The following is a 16,700-nucleotide window of genomic DNA, read 5'->3' as shown; positions in this document are numbered from 1 at the left end:
CGTGCGACTTACCCCTACCGAGCGAGATCGGCTCCTGCTCTTCGGTGCCGCCGAACTGGCACGGGCGCGCCGTGCTCGCGGGCTGAAGCTCAATGTCCCCGAGGCGACCGCTCTCATCGCGGACACCGTCTGCGAGGCGGCCCGCGACGGCCGTCGGCTCGCCGAGGCCATCGAGGCGGCCCGCAACGTGCTCGGCCCCGACGACGTGCTGCCCGGTGTGGCGGACGTGGTGACCGAGGTGATGGTCGAGGCCGTGTTCGACGACGGCTCCCGGCTCGCGGTCGTCTCCGACCCGATCGGCGGAGGCTTCCTCGGTGACGCCGCCCCTGGCGCGGTGCTGCCCGGACCGGCTCACGAGGAGCCGGAGCCGGAGGTGCGCCTCGTCGTGCGGAACACCGCGGCCGTCCCGGTCAGCGTCACCTCGCACTTCCACTTCTTCGAGTCCAACCCCCGCCTCGACTTCGACCGTGCCGCTGCCTACGGCATGCGGCTGAGCATCCCGGCCGGCTCCTCCGCCCGCTTCGACGCGGGCGGCGAGGCCGAGGTCGGCCTCGTGCCGATCGGCGGCGAGCGCGTCGCCATCGGCTTCGCCGGCCTCGTCGACGGCCCGCTGGACGCGCCGGGCGCCAAGGAGGAGGCCCTGCGCAGGGCGGTGGCCTGCGGATACCTGGGTGCCGACCAGTCCGACCGGAAAGGAGCTGAGGGATGACCACCATCGACCCTCGTGACTACGCAGCCGTACACGGCCCCCGTGCCGGTGACCGGGTCGTCCTCGGCGACTCCGGCCTCGTCGTACGCGTCGAGTCCGACGCCCAGAAGCCCGGCGAGGAGTTCCTGGCCGGTTTCGGCAAGACCGCCCGCGACGGACTGCACCTGAAGGCCGCCGCAGTCCGCGAGACCTGCGACGTCGTCATCAGCAACGTCCTGGTGATCGACGCGGTGCAGGGCATCCGCAAGGTGTCCATCGGCATCCGGGAAGGCCGCATCCACGCGATCGGCCGGGCCGGCAACCCCGACACCCTCGACGGCGTCGACGTCGTCGTCGGCACCGGCACCTCGATCGTCTCCGGCGAGGGCATGATCGCCACCGCCGGCGCCATCGACACCCATGTGCATGTGCTGTCGCCGCGCATCATGGAGGCGTCGCTCAGCTCCGGCGTCACCACGATCATCGGCCAGGAGTTCGGCCCGGTCTGGGGCGTCGGCGTTAACTCGCCCTGGGCCCTGAACCACGCCTTCAACGCCTTCGACGTCTGGCCCGTCAACATCGGCTTCCTCGGCCGAGGCTCCTCCTCGCACGGCGCGCCCCTGGTCGAGGCCCTCGCCGAGGGCGGCGCCCTGGGCTTCAAGGTCCACGAGGACATGGGCGCGCACACCCGTGCCCTGGACACCGCCCTGCGGGTCGCCGAGGAGCACGACGTCCAGGTCGCCCTGCACAGCGACGGCCTCAACGAGTGCCTCTCGGTCGAGGACACCCTGCGCGTCCTCGACGGCCGTACGATCCACGCCTTCCACATCGAGGGCTGCGGCGGCGGTCACGTACCGAACGTGCTCAAGATGGCGGGCGTGCCGAACGTCATCGGCTCGTCCACCAACCCCACCCTGCCCTTTGGCCGGGACGCGGTCGCCGAGCACTACGGAATGATCGTCTCCGTCCACGACCTGAAGACGGACCTGCCCGGCGACGCCGCCATGGCCCGCGACCGTATCCGCGCGGGCACGATGGGCGCCGAGGACGTCCTGCACGACCTGGGCGCGATCGGCATCACGTCCTCCGACGCCCAGGGCATGGGCCGCGCCGGCGAGACCGTGCGCCGCACCTTCGCCATGGCCGGAAAGATGAAGTCCGAGCTCGGCCCCCTGGCCGGCGACGGCGAGCACGACGACAACGCACGTGTGCTGCGCTACATGGCCAAGCTCACCATCAACCCGGCCATCGCCCACGGCCTCTCCCACGAGATCGGCTCGATCGAGGCCGGCAAGCTCGCCGACATCGTGCTGTGGCGTCCGGAGTACTTCGGCGCCAAGCCGCAGCTGGTGCTGAAGTCCGGCTTCCCCGCCTGGGGCGTCACCGGCGACCCCAACGCCGCCACCGACACCTGCGAGCCGCTCGTCCTCGGCCCGCAGCTCGGCGGCCACGGCGCCACCGCCGCCGACATCTCGGTCGCGTTCGTCGCCGGCGCCGCACTCGAGCAGGGCAACGACCGGATGCCCACGCGCCGCCGTCGGGTCGCTGTCCGCGGCACCCGTGGCATCGGCCCCGCCGACCTGATGCTCAACTCCCGCATCGGAGACGTCCAGGTCGACGGCCGCACCGGCCTCGTCTGCCTCGACGGCGACCCGATCCGCTCCGAGCCCGCCGAATCCGTCTCCCTCAACCGCCTGTACTTCCTGTGAGGACCCCCCGCATGAGCAGCACCCCCGTCGCCGACGGCTTCCGCATGCCCGCCGAGTGGGCTCCGCACGAGCGCACCTGGATGGCCTGGCCCAGCCTCAACGCCACCTTCACCGACGCCGAGGAACTGGACTCGGCCCGCACCGCCTGGGCCGAGGCCGCCCGCACCATCCGCCGCTTCGAGCCGGTCACCGTGGTCGTCGGCCCCGGCGCGACCGACAACGCCCGTACGTACCTCGGTGACGGGATCGACATCGTCGAGCGCGAGCTGAACGACGCCTGGATGCGCGACATCGGCCCCACCTTCGTCACCGACGGCACCGAACTGCGCGCGGTCGACTGGATCTTCAACGGCTGGGGCGCCCAGGACTGGGCCGACTGGGAGCACGACTCCAAGATCGCCGCGTATGTCGCCGACCGGGCGGGCGTGGCCTCGTACGCTTCCGAGCTCGTCAACGAGGGCGGCGGCATCCATGTCGACGGCGAGGGCACGGTCCTGCTGACCGAGACCGTCCAGCTCGGCCCCGAGCGCAACCCGCACTGGACCAAGGAGGAGGTCGAGGCCGAGATCCACGCCCACCTCGGCACCACCGAGGCCATCTGGCTGCCGCGCGGCCTGGCCGCGGACTACGGCACATACGGCACCCTGGGCCACGTCGACATCGTCGCCTCCTTCGCTCGTCCCGGTACGGTCCTGGTCCACACCCAGCCCGACCCGGCCCACCCCGACCACGAGGTCTGCAAGGAGATCGCCGCCTTCCTGCGCACCCGGACGGACGCCAAGGGCCGCACCCTGGAGGTCATCGAGGTGGCCGCACCGACCGTCCTGAAGGAGGACGGCGACTGGGTCGACTACTCGTACATCAACCACTACATCTGCAACGGCGGCGTGGTGCTGTGCGGCTTCGGCGACGCCGAGCGCGACGAGAACGCGGCGGCGATCTTCCGCGGCCTCTTCCCGGACCGTGAGGTGACGTCGGTCGACGCCCGCCCGATCTTCGCCAACGGCGGCGGCATCCACTGCATCACCCAGCAGCAGCCGCGCGTCTGACACCGCGCACCACCCCCACGGCACGCCGCCGGGGCCGGGCGGGGTCCTCACCGTCCGGCCCCGGCGGTGCTGTACCACCTGCCCGTATGCTGAGATCCCCGCCGACCACGGAGAATCCCATGTCCGAGCCCGCCCGCACCACGCGACGGCGGAACGCCGCCCCGCCGCGGGAAACCGTGCTGGCCGCCGCGATGGAGAACATCGCCCAGCACGGGCTGGAGAAGCTCACCATGGCGGGCCTCGGCCGCGAGGTCGGCATGAGCAGCGGGCACCTGCTCTACTACTTCCGCACCAAGGACGAGCTGCTGCTCCAGACCCTGGAGTGGAGCGAGGAACAGCTCGGGGTGCAGCGCCGCTCCGCCCTCGCCCGCCAGGTCCCGGTCCGGATACGTCTCGACTCGTACATCGATCTGTACGTCGCGGACGGCCCCCGCGATCCGCACTGGACGCTCTGGCTGGAGCTGTGGAACCGGGCCCACGGGGTCGACGAGGAGTCCCGCAACCGCCTCCTCGACCTCGAGCTCTCCTGGCACCGCGACCTGGTCGCCCTCCTTGTCGAGGGAGCCTCCCGCGGCGAGCTGCGCGCGGTCGACGCGGACGGGTACGCCACCCGGATACGGGCCCTGCTGGACGGCTTCAGCACCCATGTGGCGATGGGTCTCCCCGGTTCCGACCGCTCCCAAGTCCTCGCCCACATCAGCGAGTTCATCGACGAGACGCTCGGTTGAATTTCGGACGGGCGGACGGAGCCGGCCGGAGCCACGAGCGTCACGCCCGCATCCTGAGACGGCCGAGGGCCCGGGGGCAGCGCTGTGCGAGACTGCCTCCGTGTCCTCGTTCGTCATGATTATTGGCAACAGGCGCGCCGGTCCGCAGTGACCGTCCCGTACCACCAGATACGGAGCGGCCACCGTGCCCCAGACCCGCGCGCAGACCTCTCGCACCCGCGAGGGGTTTTTTCGTTTTCCGGCCCTCACCTCGGCCGGGGCGATGCGCGCGGGATGATGGGGGCAAGTGGAGCCCAATCTTCCGGATCCACTCATCCGACAGGAGTCAGACCAGCATGACCACCAAGGCCAAGCCCACCGACGACAGCTTCCATGTCTTCGACACCACACTGCGCGACGGTGCACAGCGTGAAGGCATCAACCTGACGGTCGCGGACAAGCTGACCATTGCCCGGCACCTGGACGACTTCGGCGTGGGCTTCATCGAGGGCGGCTGGCCCGGCGCCAACCCCCGCGACACGGAGTTCTTCGCCCGGGCCCAGCAGGAGATCGAGTTCAAGAACGCCGAGCTGGTCGCCTTCGGCGCGACCCGCAGGGCCGGGGCCAAGGCGTCGGAGGACCCCCAGGTCAAAGCGCTGCTGGAGTCCGGAGCCCCGGTGATCACGCTGGTCGCCAAGTCGCACGACCGGCATGTGGAACTCGCCCTGCGCACCACCCTCGAAGAGAACCTGGAGATGGTCCGCGACACCGTCTCCCACCTGCGCGAACAGGGCCGCCGGGTCTTCGTCGACTGCGAGCACTTCTTCGACGGCTACCGCGCCAACCCCGAGTACACCAAGGACGTCGTCCGGGCCGCCCACGAGGCCGGCGCCGATGTCGTCATCCTCTGCGACACCAACGGCGGGATGCTCCCCGCCCAGGTCCAGGCCGTCGTCTCCACCGTCCTCGCGGACACCGGCGCCCGGCTCGGCATCCACGCCCAGGACGACACCGGCTGCGCCGTCGCCAACACCCTGGCCGCCGTCGACGCGGGCGCCACGCACGTCCAGTGCACCGCCAACGGGTACGGCGAGCGGGTCGGCAACGCCAACCTCTTTCCCGTTGTCGCCGCCCTGGAACTCAAGTACGGCAAGAGCGTCCTCCCCGAGGGCGCACTCGCCGAAATGACCCGTATCTCGCACGCCATCGCCGAGGTCGTCAACCTCACGCCCTCCACCCACCAGCCCTATGTGGGTGTTTCCGCCTTCGCCCACAAGGCCGGACTGCACGCCTCCGCCATCAAGGTCGACCCCGACCTCTACCAGCACATCGATCCGGCGCTCGTCGGCAACACCATGCGGATGCTCGTCTCCGACATGGCGGGCCGCGCCTCCATCGAGCTCAAGGGCAAGGAGCTCGGCATCGACCTCGGGGGCGACCGCGAGCTCGTCGGCCGGGTCGTGGAGCGGGTCAAGGAGCGTGAGCTCAAGGGCTACACGTACGAAGCCGCGGACGCCTCCTTCGAACTGCTGCTGCGCGCCGAGGCCGAGGGCCGGGTACGCCGCTACTTCCGTACGGAGTCCTGGCGCGCGATCGTCGAGGACCGACCCGACGGCACGCACGCCAACGAGGCGACCGTGAAGCTCTGGGCGAAGGGCGAGCGGATCGTCGCCACCGCCGAGGGCAACGGCCCGGTCAACGCCCTCGACCGAGCGCTGCGCGTCGGCCTGGAGCGGATCTACCCGCAGCTCGCCAAGCTGGAGCTGGTCGACTACAAGGTCCGTATCCTGGAGGGCCGCACCGGCACCGAGTCCACCACCCGCGTGCTGATCACCACGGGCGACGGCACCGGTGACTGGGCGACCGTCGGCGTCGCGGAGAACGTCATCGCCGCGTCCTGGCAGGCGCTGGAGGACGCGTACACCTACGGTCTGCTGCGGGCCGGGGTCGAGCCCACGGAGTAGTCGCGCGGTCGACCGCACGATCGTCCCGGCGGGGGATTCGCGAGGGCCGCGGCCGATGCTCGCGCCTTCCTGGACGGACACGGTGCCTTGGAGAGGCCAACTGCGATGTGCCGGCCTTCCCGGGCGGTCATCCCCCTATGTGTCCTCGGGAATTCGGCGGAAACCAGGCCGACCCGGGTGGGCAGAGCGATTGTCGCCCACCTGGGTTAGCTTCGAGATATGCGGAACAGGCTGTTCCCGACATTGCTGGCCGGCCTGCTGCTGATTCTGTCGGCAGCCGTGATGGCCATGGCCCCGGCTGCGCCGAACGCCACGACGATCAACGATGTGGCCCAGGCCCTCCGCCAGGGACCGGTGTACGTCGACCCGGCAGCGGCGGACCAGCTGTCCGCGAGACAGGCCGACGCCCTGACCAAGAAGATCAAGGATGCCGACAAGCCGGTCTTCGTGGCGGTGCTGCCGAGGGCCTCCGCGTTCCCCGAGGCCACGGTGTTGCGGACGCTGCGCAACGACACCGGGATCACCGGCGTCTACGGAATCCGCCTCGGCGACACGTTCAAGCTGGGCGCGGACCGGTCGGTCATGTCCGTCGCGGCCCGCCAGAACCTCTCCGCGGCGATGCAGGCCCCCGGCACGAACACCGACGCCACGACGCAGCTCACCGCCTTCGTCGACCAGGCCGCCGCCCAGGCACGCGGCCACGCCCCCGCCTCCTGGAGCGGCGGCTCGAACGGCACGGGCTCCGCCGCGACCGGACTGATCGCGGTCGGCGCGATCGCCGTGATCGGCGGCGGGGCCGCGTACGCGATCGTCCGCCGCAACCGCCGCCGCAAGGCGGAGGAGGAACGGGCAGCGCTCGACAAGCTCCGGGTCGTCGTGGACGAGGACATCACCGCATACGGCGAGACCCTCGACCGGCTGGACTTCCACCCGGCGGAGGCGGGCGCCGACGACGCGATGCGCGCGGACTACGAGCGGGCACTCGACTCGTACGAGAGTGCCAAGTCGGCCATGGACAAGGCACGGCACCCGTCCGACGTGCGCGCCGTCACCCAGGCCCTGGAGGACGGCCGCTTCTCCCTTGCCCTCCTGGAAGCCCGCCGCACGGGGCGCGCACTCCCGGACCGTCGCCCGCCGTGCTTCTTCGACCCGCGCCACGGCCCTTCGGTGGCCGACGCGATCTGGACCCCGTCCGGCGGCGCGCCGCGCGAAGTCCCGGTCTGCGCGGTCGACAGGGTCCGGCTGCGCGACGGCGAGGACCCGCTGAGCCGCACGGTCGACACGGGCGACGGCCACCGCCGCCCGTACTGGGAGGCGGGCCCGGCTTATGGCCCCTGGGCAGGCGGCTACTTCGGCGGCGGCATCCTTCCCGGCCTGCTGGTGGGCACCCTGCTCGGCTCGATGCTCTCGTCCCCGGCCTACGCGGCGGACTACGGCGGCGGCGACTTCGGCGGTGGCGATTACTCGGGCGGCGACTACTCCGGCTCCGACTTCGACGCGTCCGACTTCGGCGGCGGGGGAGACGGCGGAGGGTTCGGTGGGGGTGGTGATTTCGGCGGTGGCGGCGATTTCGGTGGTGGCGGCTTCTGAGAGTCGTTGCTGCCCGCCCGCCGGCTCCGTCGGCCACCGCGCAGCAGTGAGGGCGCCCGCACACCGCTTTGCCGCGGTTGCGGGCGCCCCTGTACTCCCTGGATCAGCGTCCTGCCCGAGCCCGGCCTACGGGGGGCAGGGGCAGCGGATCAGCGGGGGAGTTGTTGCTACAGGTTCTGGTCGATCTGCATCTCCCGGACCTTGTCGTCACGGTGCGTCTTGTCGTTCTTGATGGTGTACGTCGTCGACGGGCCGGTGCCGCTGACCTTGGTGATCTCGCCCTGGCACTTCTTGTTCTCAGCGTCCCGGTACTCCACGCGCTGACCCTCGTTGTGCTGCATTGACTTCTCCACTTCTCGATCTCGACCGGCAAGGGCCGCCCCGGCTCTTCAGCCCGGGCTGCCCCGTCCGGCGCCCGCTTCTCGTCGCGGTGCGCTATGTCAGATCACACTGTGTCCGGGCAACCAGCGACTCCAGAGAGCCCAATGGGGTCAATTTCCGGGCAAATTCCGTGTCATCCCCCGTGTCCCCTTGCGAGACTGGAAGGCGGGCGCGCTCGGGCCGGAGAACTTCCGGGGATCAGGCCTGCGGGGCGGCCTTGATCGCGGAGATGTCGAAGTTCAGCCTGACCTTGTCGCTGACCATCACGCCGCCGGTCTCCAGCGCCGCGTTCCAGGTCAGGCCCCAGTCGGAACGGAGGATGTCCGCGCTGCCCTCGAAGCCGACGCGCTCGTTGCCGTAGACATCGGTGGCGGAGCCGTTGAACTCCAGGTCGATGGCGAGCGGGCGCGTGACGTCCTTGATGGTGAGGTCGCCGGTGATCCGGTACTTGTCGCCGCCGAGCTGCTCGGCCTGCGTGGAGCGGAACGTCATGAGGGGGAACTTCTCGGCGTCGAAGAAGTCGCCGCTGACCAGGTGGCCGTCACGGTCGGCGATGCCGGTGTCGACGCTGGCGATCTTGACGTCGATGGAGGCGGCCGAGTTCGCGGGGTTGTGACCGTCCAGCTTCAGGCTGCCCTCGTGCTCCCCGAAGGAGCCACGCACATTGGTGACCATGGCGTGTCGCACGGTGAACCCGATGCTGCTGTGGGCCGGGTCGATGGCGTACTCGCCGGTCAGGGCGGCGAGGGCCGGGTCCACGGCGACGGTGGCGGTGGCGGTGGCGGACGGGGTGGCGGTGGACTTGCGGTTGAACAGAGCCATGGCTCCTCCTCGGGGGACGTGATCGAGCGGCCGTCGAAGTGAATGTTTAACCTTCAACGAGATTGACTGTAGACGCATCTTGTTCAAAGTTCAACATCAAGGAGCCGATTCGTTTCCGGAAGAGCGACGTTCATCTCGTGGTCACGCGAGGCCCTCTGGCGGACGCGCGTAGAACTCGGGCACTATCTCCCTGCCAAGTTGTCATGAGCAGGAGGAGTCCCCCATGGTGTCCCGTATGACCCTGCGCCCCGTCCTGACCGCCCTCGCCCTCGTCCTCGGCGTCCTCTTCGCCCCCGGAGTCGGCGCCCTCGGAAGCGGCGCCACCGAGGCGCACGCCGTCAGCAAGCTCACGCACGCGCAGGCGACGTCGATGTTCCGCGCGTCGGGCATCACCTGGTCGTCCTCGGGCGGCTGCTCCGACCGGAACAACTCCACCTGCACCTCGTTCGAACAGCTGAACCTGGCCACCGCCCAGGGCGCCCAGACCCTCAAGGGCGCCACGGGCTGCGCCCTCAACATCACCGGCGGCACCGAGACCGGGCACGCCAGCGGCACGTATTCGCACTGGAACGGCTACAAGCTCGACTTCGGCAAGTCCACCTGTCTCACCAACTACGTCCACGGTGTCTTCAGCTACATAGGGCTCCGCGGTGACGGCGCCCCCCAGTACAAGTCCGCCTCCGGCAACATCTACGCGGACGAGGGCAACCACTGGGACGTGACGTACTACAACTGCGGCGGCTGCTGACCTCCGCACGCATCGACCCGCACGGGGTGTCCCTGTCCGCCGGACAGGGACACCCCGTGCCGCTGTCTCACACCACGTCGGCCGCGCCGGGCCTCGACGAGGGGCACCGCCTCGTCGATCCGAATATGTGACGGATTAGCATGGTCAACTGCCGAGGTCCTGACCCGAACTGACCGATGCGGCGTACCGCCGGATCGGTCAATAACCGGATTTGGCACGTCAGTCGCGCCAGCCATCGCGATCACCAGAAGGGTTCATGTCCTTCGAAGAAGAGTGGGCCGGCCTCAAGGCGAATGCCGCCGCCCGTATGCAGCTGAACGGCGCGCCGACGGCGGACCCGCGCTTGGCGCCGTCCGACGGGGACCTCGTCATCTACGACGACGAACTGGGTAAGATAGGCCATTTCGCTTACCAGTTGCACAACAACCTGAAGGCCGACGGCAAGCACGCCCGGACCACGACCGAGGCCGCCGGTACGAGCCTGGCATCGGACGGATTCGAGATGGGCAAGGCGCTGACCGCCGCATCCAAGGCGTGGGACAAGCAGGTCGGGACACTGGTCGATTCCTGCGCGCACATTTCCAATCATCTCGACTTCACGAAGGCGTCGAAGAAAAAGGACGACGATTGGGTCGCCACCCAGGTCAGCGCGTCCAAGATTTCCGATTACTACGACGTCCCCGAAGAAGACACCAAGCCCTCGATACCGAAGGCTCAGGGGCCCATCATCTGATCCGGCCTCCTCCGACTATTCATCCACCTTCCTCCTTACTTCCCTTCTTTTCCCACCCAGGCGAGGTGCCCGGTGCTGGTTTTCCAGCAGCTTCTCAACCTGAAGACCAAGCCACTCGATTCGGCGATCGACGACTGGGTTGCCATGGTCAAAAAACTCAAGGAACTCGCCAAGGGCGCAGGGGACATGAGTTCCTATGCGGAAGGGGCGGCCTGGAAGGGCGAGAACGCTTCCGTCACCAAGCCGTTCGTCACGAGGGCGGCAGCAGAGTTCCGCGATGCGGTGACCCAGGCCGAGAGCATCACCAACATACTCAAGGACGCCTACGGTGAGTTGACGAAAGCCAAGGCCGATCTCGAAACGATTTACGACAATCCGCCGCACGGCCTCAGAATCGCCCCGGACGGAGTCATCACGCACCCGGAGGGCTCCCACGCGACCCAGGGTGACGTCGACGCACTCGTCGATCGACTGGAGGCCATTCTCCAGCGTGCGGTCGACGCCGACGCACTCTTTGCCTGGGGTTTGAGGGATCTCACCAAGGACCCGCACGAGTTCAGCAGCATGCACTACGGCTCGCTGAAGGATGCGAAGACGGGCATGGTGCAAGAACAACGAACAAAGCTGGACAAGACGGAGTACGAGCCCCCCAAGAAGTGGGGCAGCGGCACCATCAAGCCGATTGCCGAGTTCCTCAGTTACCGATCCTGGATGGGCGGCGGTGAGGCACTCCTGCACGGAGACATCAACGGCGCGGTGCAGGGGTTCATCGGCGGCACGCCCGCCTACGCGGCCGGCGAGGCCAGCAAGCATCTTGAGAAGGGATCGATCCTGAGCGATGTAAAGGGGAAACACCACCGCCCCACGTTCATCAACACGATCGGCAAGTTCGGGGGGAAGATATTCGGTGCGCCGGTCGCCGTGGTGGCGACGGGAATCGACTTCTACTACACCCCGTCGAAGAAGGAACCCGGTGACACCCATGTGGAAGCCCCGGCAGAACCAGGAAAGGTGAGGTACCGGTGAAGCACTCCGCAGGCCCGCCGCCGCCTGGTCGCCGCCGTCCGAACTTGTGGCACTGGCTGCGCCCCCGGAGTTCACGGGCGTTCGTCCTCGGCATCTGCATGGCCGTCGGCGGGCTCGCCGGCGGGGTGCGCTCCGTGGTGGACGGAAAGGGGATCTGGACGGCCTTCGGCATCTTCGGCGTGGGGGTTCTCGGAGTTGTTCTCACCATTGCGTGGATCGTGACGTACACGCGGGAGCGCTGAGGAGAGGGCTCGGGCACAGCGGCCGGGTCGCGGGCGCCGTCCGGATGTAGAAATGAGCCGGCCTGCCAAGCAGTTCGGGCGAGGCGGCCGGTCGCGATCCTGCCGTCGCCCACATCACGCGACAGCTACACGCGGACGGTCATGGTCACGGTCACCTCGTCACCTGCCGAGAGTCCCTGCGGCTTGCGGACCGCGTTCTTGAGCGGCAGCAGGTAGCTGCCGTCCTTGGGGAAGAGCGACGTGGTGAAAGCGGTCTCGCCGATGTACGCGTCCACGGGGACCGCGCCCCAGCCGTACGTGGCCAGCGCAGCCACCTCGCGGATGTCGGCGGCCTGTTCGCCGGGCACGGCGGCGAAGTAGAACGGTGAAGGCCCCCGCCACTCGATGACGCGGCCGATGAATACAACGTGCACGAGGTCGATCCGTTCATCGAGGGAGCCGAATGCCGGGCATCGTACATGCGGGCTCACTCGGCACAAGAGGTGGCGGTCGCCCACCTGCGGGAGGCGACCGCCACCCGAGGACGGACACGGCGTCGACCGGTCGCGTTACCGCGAGCCCGCTGACGAGCACGACCACGACGATGGTGACCGCCAGGATGCTGAGCAGTGACGCACGCAGTGGTAGCCGGGACACCGCGAGTAGCAGCAACCCCGCCCACCCTGCCGTGAGCACCGCCGCGCCGGCCACGAATCCGGCCGACACCTCTGCCGTACGGCTCTCGTGCTACAGCGGCGCCGGGTTCACCGACGGCCTGTGGAATGCGCAGGCCAGGGGCGAAGTCGTCCTCGTGGATCTGCGGCGGCTGTACGCGGCGGAGTGAACGCCGGGCGGATCCTGAACGTCTGGCCGGGGCACGGTCTGTGAAGTGGCGTCAGCCGATGGACGCGCACCGTCCACTTGGACTTACGCAACGCGGTTGTTGGACTGGAGCACCCCGAGTCGCCGCAGCTCATTGACGGTGTCCGGACAGCGGGACTACTCAGGGAACATGTCGCGAAGATTCACTTCGGCGGGCGCTGTCGCCGCCGCCTCAGCCGCCGTCCTGGCGCTGGTGGGGACCGCGCTCCCCGCCACAGCCGCCACCCTGTCACCCGCCGCAGTCGGCACGGCCGTCCCCGCGGACGCCGCCATCATCGGATCGCCGCAGCTCTCGGTCGCTGTCGCCGACGACTTCCCGCGGGTCCTGTCGTACACCGACCGGGCCAGCGGCAACCAGCTGTCCGGCTCCACGGAGCCGGTCACCGAGGTCACCCTCAACGGCACCGCGCACGCCGTGAAGCTCAAGGCCGCGCCCGAGGTCACCGACACGACCGCCCGGTACACGCTGACCTTCCCCGATCTGCCCGGCATCGAGATCGACGCCTCGCTCTCGGTCTCCGGGCGCGCCACCACCTTCAAGGTGACGGCCGTCCGCGACACCGAGGCGTTCCGGGTCGGCACCATCGACATCCCCGGCCACGACCTGGTGTCCGTCGGTTCCACGGACACCAGTGCCGCCACCGCCTTCACGCGGCTGGACAACGACTCGACGAAGACCGCCGACGTCTTCGCCAAGGTCACCGCGGACACCGCCGCCGACAAGGCGCCGGTCGGTGCCTCGTACGCGATCGTCAACACCGGCTCGCTCGCGGCGGCCATCGAGTCCAACTCTTCGTACGACAAGCCGTCCGGTGCCACCGGCGGCGACGACGCCCGGTTCTGGCACCAGGCCCGCAAGGCCGACGACGGCAGCGTCCGGGTCGGTGTCTGGTCCGGGCAGTGGACCTACCGCGGCGAGGGCGCACCACAGCCGGAGAGCGGGGACAACCTTCCCTGGGCGAAGGTCGTCGTCACGCCCGACGCCAACGGCGACAAGACCGTCGACTGGCAGGACGGCGCCGTCGCGTTCCGCACCATCGGCGTGCTCGCACCCGGCAGCGACGACACCGCGGACCGGGTCATCACCCACATCCCGTTCAACTTCGCCAGCCAGGCCACCCACCCCTTCCTGCGGACCCTCGACGACGTCAAGCGGGTCTCGCTGTCCACGGACGGCCTGGGGCAGAGGGCGATCCTCAAGGGCTACGCCTCCGAGGGCCACGACTCCGCCCACCCCGACTACGGCGGCAACTACAACAAGCGTGCCGGCGGGTTGAAGGACCTCAACGAGCTCCTCAAGGACGGCAAGAAGTGGGGAGCCACCTTCGGCGTCCACGTCAACGCCACCGAGGCGTACGCGGAAGCCAACGCCTTCGACGAGAAGCTCGTCGACAAGACCAGGCCCGGCTGGAACTGGCTCGGCCAGAGCTACTACATCGACCAGCGCCGCGACATCAACAGCGGCGACCTGGCCAAGCGCTTCCAGCAACTGCGCGACGAGACCGACCGCAACCTGAGCTTCCTCTACATCGACGTCTACTACACGCACGGGTGGATCGCCGACAAGACCCTCCAGACCTTGCAGAAGCAGGGCTGGAACGTCGGCAGCGAGTGGTCCGACAAGTTCGAGCGCGGCACGCTCTGGTCGCACTGGGCCAACGACCTCGACTACGGCGGCGCCACCAACAAGGGCCTCAACTCGCAGATCATCCGGTTCATCCGGAACAGCGAGAAGGACGTCTGGAACAACAACCCGGTCCTCGGCCAGACCGCCATCAGCGAATTCGAGGGCTGGACCGGCGAGACCGACTGGAACGCCTTCTACGACAACATCTGGCAGCGCAACCTGCCCGCCAAGTACCTCCAGCACCAGAAGATCACCCGCTGGGACGGCAACGACATCACCTTCACCGGTGATGTCCGGGGCACCGTCGAGGACGGCAAGCGGACCTTCTACGACCACGGCCGCAAGGTGCTGAGCGGCACCGACTACCTGCTTCCGTGGGACGGCGGGAAGAAGCTCTACCACTACAGCAGGTCCGGTGGTACGAGCAGCTGGGCCGTGCCGTCCACGGGGACGTACACCGTCTACAAGCTCACCGACAACGGCCGGGTCAAGGCCGGCACGGTCAAGCCCGTCGACGGCAGGATCACGCTGACGGCCGAGGCCGGTCAGCCGTACGTCCTCTACCCGGACCAGGCGCCGAAGGCCGCCGACACCAAGTGGGGCGAGGGCACCCCGGTCGATGACCCGGGCTTCAACGACGACGGGCTGACCGCGTGGTCGAAGACCGGCACCGTCGCCCGCGACACCGACGGCCAGGGCCGCAACAGCGCCAAGCTCTCCGGCACCGGCACGGCGGCACTCTCGCAGCGCATCTCCGGCCTCACGCCCGGCAAGCGCTACACCGCGTCCGCGCTCATCGAGGTCCAGCCCGGAAAGACCCGGCACACGACGCTCACGGCCGGCGGGAAGTCCGTCGTCGTGGACCGCTCCACCGCCGAGGACTACGTCGCCGCGTCTGACTGGCACGGCACGTACTTCCAGCGCGCCGAGGTGAACTTCACCGCGCCCGCGAGCGGCCGCACCACGTTCCGCATCGAAGCGGCCGGGGGAAGCGCCGCCACCGTGCGGGCCGATGACGTACGCATCGTCGGCAACGCCCCGGCGACGAAGAAGAACACCGTCGTGTACGAGGACTTCGAGGACGTCGACCAGGGCTGGGGCCCCTTCCTCAAGGGCGACGCGGGCGGTTCCACCGACCCCCGCACCGTCATCTCCCAGCTGCACGCCCCGTACACCCAGGCCGGCTGGAACGGGAAGCTCGTCGACGACGTGATCGGCGGCAAGGAGTCCCTCAAGGCACACGAGGAGAACGGCGGGCTCGTCTACCGGACCGCGCCCTGGACCGTACCGATGGCCGACGGCCACCGCTACCAGGTCGAGTACGACTACCAGTCCAGCCACACCGGCGCCTACGAGTGGGTCGACGGATACGACCGGATCACGGCCGACGGCACCCCCGACTCGGTCGAGACCCGCACCACGGCGATCGGTCAGCGGCGCACCACGGGACACTTCTCCGAGACCGTCACGGCAGGCTGCGGTGACACCTGGACCGGGCTGCGCAAGCGTGACGACGCACCCGACGGTGCCGACTTCGTCCTGGACGGGTTCACCGTGACCGACCTCGGCGCCACCCCGGCCGGCGAGATGGCCGCCTGCGGAACGCTCAGCGTCGACCCGGCCGCGGAGACCCTGGAGCCGGGCGTCGCCGGCGTCGTCGAGGCGAGCTTCACCAACTACGAGGCCACGCCGGTCACCGGCGTCTCGGTGAGCCTCACCGTCCCGGACGGCTGGACGGCGGAGCCCGTGGGCGCGGTCACCTTCGACTCGGTCGCGGCGGGCGCCAAGGCCACCGCCGGCTGGCGGGTCACTCCGCCGGTGGACGCCAAGTATCAGACGTACAACCTGAGTTCCGAGGTGTCCTACACGGTCGGCGGCGCGAAGCGGACCCTCGGCGCGCAGACGTCCGTACGGACGCTGCCGCCGCCGCCCACCACGGACAGCTGGGCCAGCGACCTGGACTGGACTGCTGCCAGCAACGGCTGGGGACCGGTCGAGCGTGACATGTCCAACGGTGAGACGGGCGCCGGCGACGGCTCCCCGCTGACGATCGGCGGCACCGTCTACGCCAAGGGCCTGGGCAGCCACGCCCCCGCGAAGATCCGCTACTACCTGGGCGGCCAGTGCACCTCGTTCACCGCCGAGGTCGGCGTGGACGATGTCCAGAAGAGCGCGGGCAGCGTGCAGTTCAGCGTCACGGCCGACGGCACGGAGAAGGTGAAGTCACCGGTGCTCAAGGCGGCCGACACCGCCTGGTCGCTCACGGCGGACGTCACCGGAGCGAAGTACGTCGAGCTGGTCGTCGGGGACGGCGGCGACGGCAACGGAAACGACCACGCGGACTGGGGCAACGCACGGTTCCACTGCGGGAGTTGACCGAGCGATCGGTGAGCACTGAGCAATAAGCGGTGTGCGGGGCGGGGCCGGTCTCGGTCCCGCCCCCTTCCCGTCGGCAGCCCACGCCTCCTCATGGACCACCGTCGTCGTCCTCCACGACCACCTCACCGGGGAACAGCGGCAGATCTGCTGATGCCGGCGCCTCCCGCCGCACGC

15 protein-coding genes are annotated in these 16,700 nt (G+C 69.2%); 12 read left to right on the top strand and 3 right to left on the bottom strand.

All coding sequences use genetic code 11. The features are described 5' to 3' along the window. The first annotated feature begins 1 nt into the window (after nt 1). The 6 genes from ureA (at nt 2) to ACGFSA_RS11780 (ending at nt 7,707) form a co-directional block, all read left to right on the top strand. A complete protein-coding gene (gene ureA, locus ACGFSA_RS11805) occupies nt 2–709 on the top strand; it encodes an urease subunit gamma (protein WP_393303064.1) in 708 nt (235 codons plus the stop codon). After that, nucleotides 706–2,397 (top strand): urease subunit alpha, encoded by a 1,692-nt coding sequence (locus tag ACGFSA_RS11800; RefSeq protein ID WP_393303062.1) that lies wholly within the window; start codon nt 706–708, stop codon nt 2,395–2,397. The genes ureA and ACGFSA_RS11800 overlap by 4 nt, the downstream gene beginning before the upstream one ends. A gap of 11 nt (nt 2,398–2,408) precedes the next feature. Then, nucleotides 2,409–3,446: an agmatine/peptidylarginine deiminase gene (locus tag ACGFSA_RS11795; RefSeq protein ID WP_393303060.1), complete on the top strand. Its 1,038-nt coding sequence runs from the start codon at nt 2,409–2,411 to the stop codon at nt 3,444–3,446. Nucleotides 3,447–3,565: 119 nt separating this feature from the next. Continuing rightward, nucleotides 3,566–4,174 (top strand): TetR/AcrR family transcriptional regulator, encoded by a 609-nt coding sequence (locus ACGFSA_RS11790; RefSeq protein WP_393303058.1) that lies wholly within the window; start codon nt 3,566–3,568, stop codon nt 4,172–4,174. 335 nt (nt 4,175–4,509) lie between these two features. Further along, the gene (gene cimA, locus ACGFSA_RS11785; RefSeq protein ID WP_393303056.1) at nt 4,510–6,117 is read left to right on the top strand and encodes a citramalate synthase; all 1,608 of its coding nucleotides are present in this window, start codon (nt 4,510–4,512) and stop codon (nt 6,115–6,117) included. Nucleotides 6,118–6,336: 219 nt separating this feature from the next. Continuing rightward, on the top strand, nt 6,337–7,707 hold the full coding sequence (locus ACGFSA_RS11780) for a hypothetical protein (RefSeq protein ID WP_393303054.1): 1,371 nt from the start codon (nt 6,337–6,339) through the stop codon (nt 7,705–7,707). Between the two features lie 167 nt (nt 7,708–7,874). On the opposite strand, the gene ACGFSA_RS11775 is transcribed toward ACGFSA_RS11780, so the two are convergent. Beyond that, a complete protein-coding gene (locus ACGFSA_RS11775) occupies nt 7,875–8,048 on the bottom strand; it encodes a hypothetical protein (RefSeq protein WP_393303052.1) in 174 nt (57 codons plus the stop codon). A gap of 238 nt (nt 8,049–8,286) precedes the next feature. Next, nucleotides 8,287–8,910: a YceI family protein gene (locus ACGFSA_RS11770; protein ID WP_393303050.1), complete on the bottom strand. Its 624-nt coding sequence runs from the start codon at nt 8,908–8,910 to the stop codon at nt 8,287–8,289. Nucleotides 8,911–9,133: 223 nt separating this feature from the next. On the opposite strand from ACGFSA_RS11770, the gene ACGFSA_RS11765 reads away from it, so the two are divergent. From ACGFSA_RS11765 to ACGFSA_RS11750, 4 genes are all read left to right on the top strand, one after another. Continuing rightward, nucleotides 9,134–9,658 (top strand): hypothetical protein, encoded by a 525-nt coding sequence (locus ACGFSA_RS11765; RefSeq protein ID WP_393303048.1) that lies wholly within the window; start codon nt 9,134–9,136, stop codon nt 9,656–9,658. Nucleotides 9,659–9,914: 256 nt separating this feature from the next. Beyond that, nucleotides 9,915–10,391 carry a hypothetical protein gene (locus tag ACGFSA_RS11760; RefSeq protein WP_393303046.1) on the top strand — a complete coding sequence of 159 codons (477 nt, stop codon included), beginning with the start codon at nt 9,915–9,917 and terminating at the stop codon, nt 10,389–10,391. A gap of 72 nt (nt 10,392–10,463) precedes the next feature. Beyond that, the gene (locus tag ACGFSA_RS11755) at nt 10,464–11,417 is read left to right on the top strand and encodes a hypothetical protein (protein WP_393303044.1); all 954 of its coding nucleotides are present in this window, start codon (nt 10,464–10,466) and stop codon (nt 11,415–11,417) included. After that, entirely contained in the window at nt 11,414–11,659 is a 246-nt protein-coding gene (locus tag ACGFSA_RS11750; protein WP_393303042.1) for a hypothetical protein, read from the top strand. The genes ACGFSA_RS11755 and ACGFSA_RS11750 overlap by 4 nt, the downstream gene beginning before the upstream one ends. Before the next feature lie 125 nt (nt 11,660–11,784). Here ACGFSA_RS11750 and ACGFSA_RS11745 read toward each other — a convergent pair whose 3' ends face one another. Continuing rightward, nucleotides 11,785–12,072 carry a DUF1905 domain-containing protein gene (locus tag ACGFSA_RS11745; protein WP_393303041.1) on the bottom strand — a complete coding sequence of 96 codons (288 nt, stop codon included), beginning with the start codon at nt 12,070–12,072 and terminating at the stop codon, nt 11,785–11,787. Nucleotides 12,073–12,242: 170 nt separating this feature from the next. Here ACGFSA_RS11745 and ACGFSA_RS11740 point away from each other — a divergent pair, with 170 nt between their 5' ends. Next, nucleotides 12,243–12,482 carry a hypothetical protein gene (locus ACGFSA_RS11740; RefSeq protein ID WP_393303039.1) on the top strand — a complete coding sequence of 80 codons (240 nt, stop codon included), beginning with the start codon at nt 12,243–12,245 and terminating at the stop codon, nt 12,480–12,482. A gap of 168 nt (nt 12,483–12,650) precedes the next feature. Continuing rightward, the gene (locus tag ACGFSA_RS11735; RefSeq protein ID WP_393303037.1) at nt 12,651–16,523 is read left to right on the top strand and encodes an endo-alpha-N-acetylgalactosaminidase family protein; all 3,873 of its coding nucleotides are present in this window, start codon (nt 12,651–12,653) and stop codon (nt 16,521–16,523) included. Nucleotides 16,524–16,700 lie beyond the last annotated feature (177 nt).

Origin of the sequence: Streptomyces sp. NPDC048496, assembly GCF_043200055.1 — a bacterium.
Lineage (GTDB): Bacteria > Actinomycetota > Actinomycetes > Streptomycetales > Streptomycetaceae > Streptomyces.
This window is presented reverse-complemented; position numbering and strand designations above follow the sequence as displayed.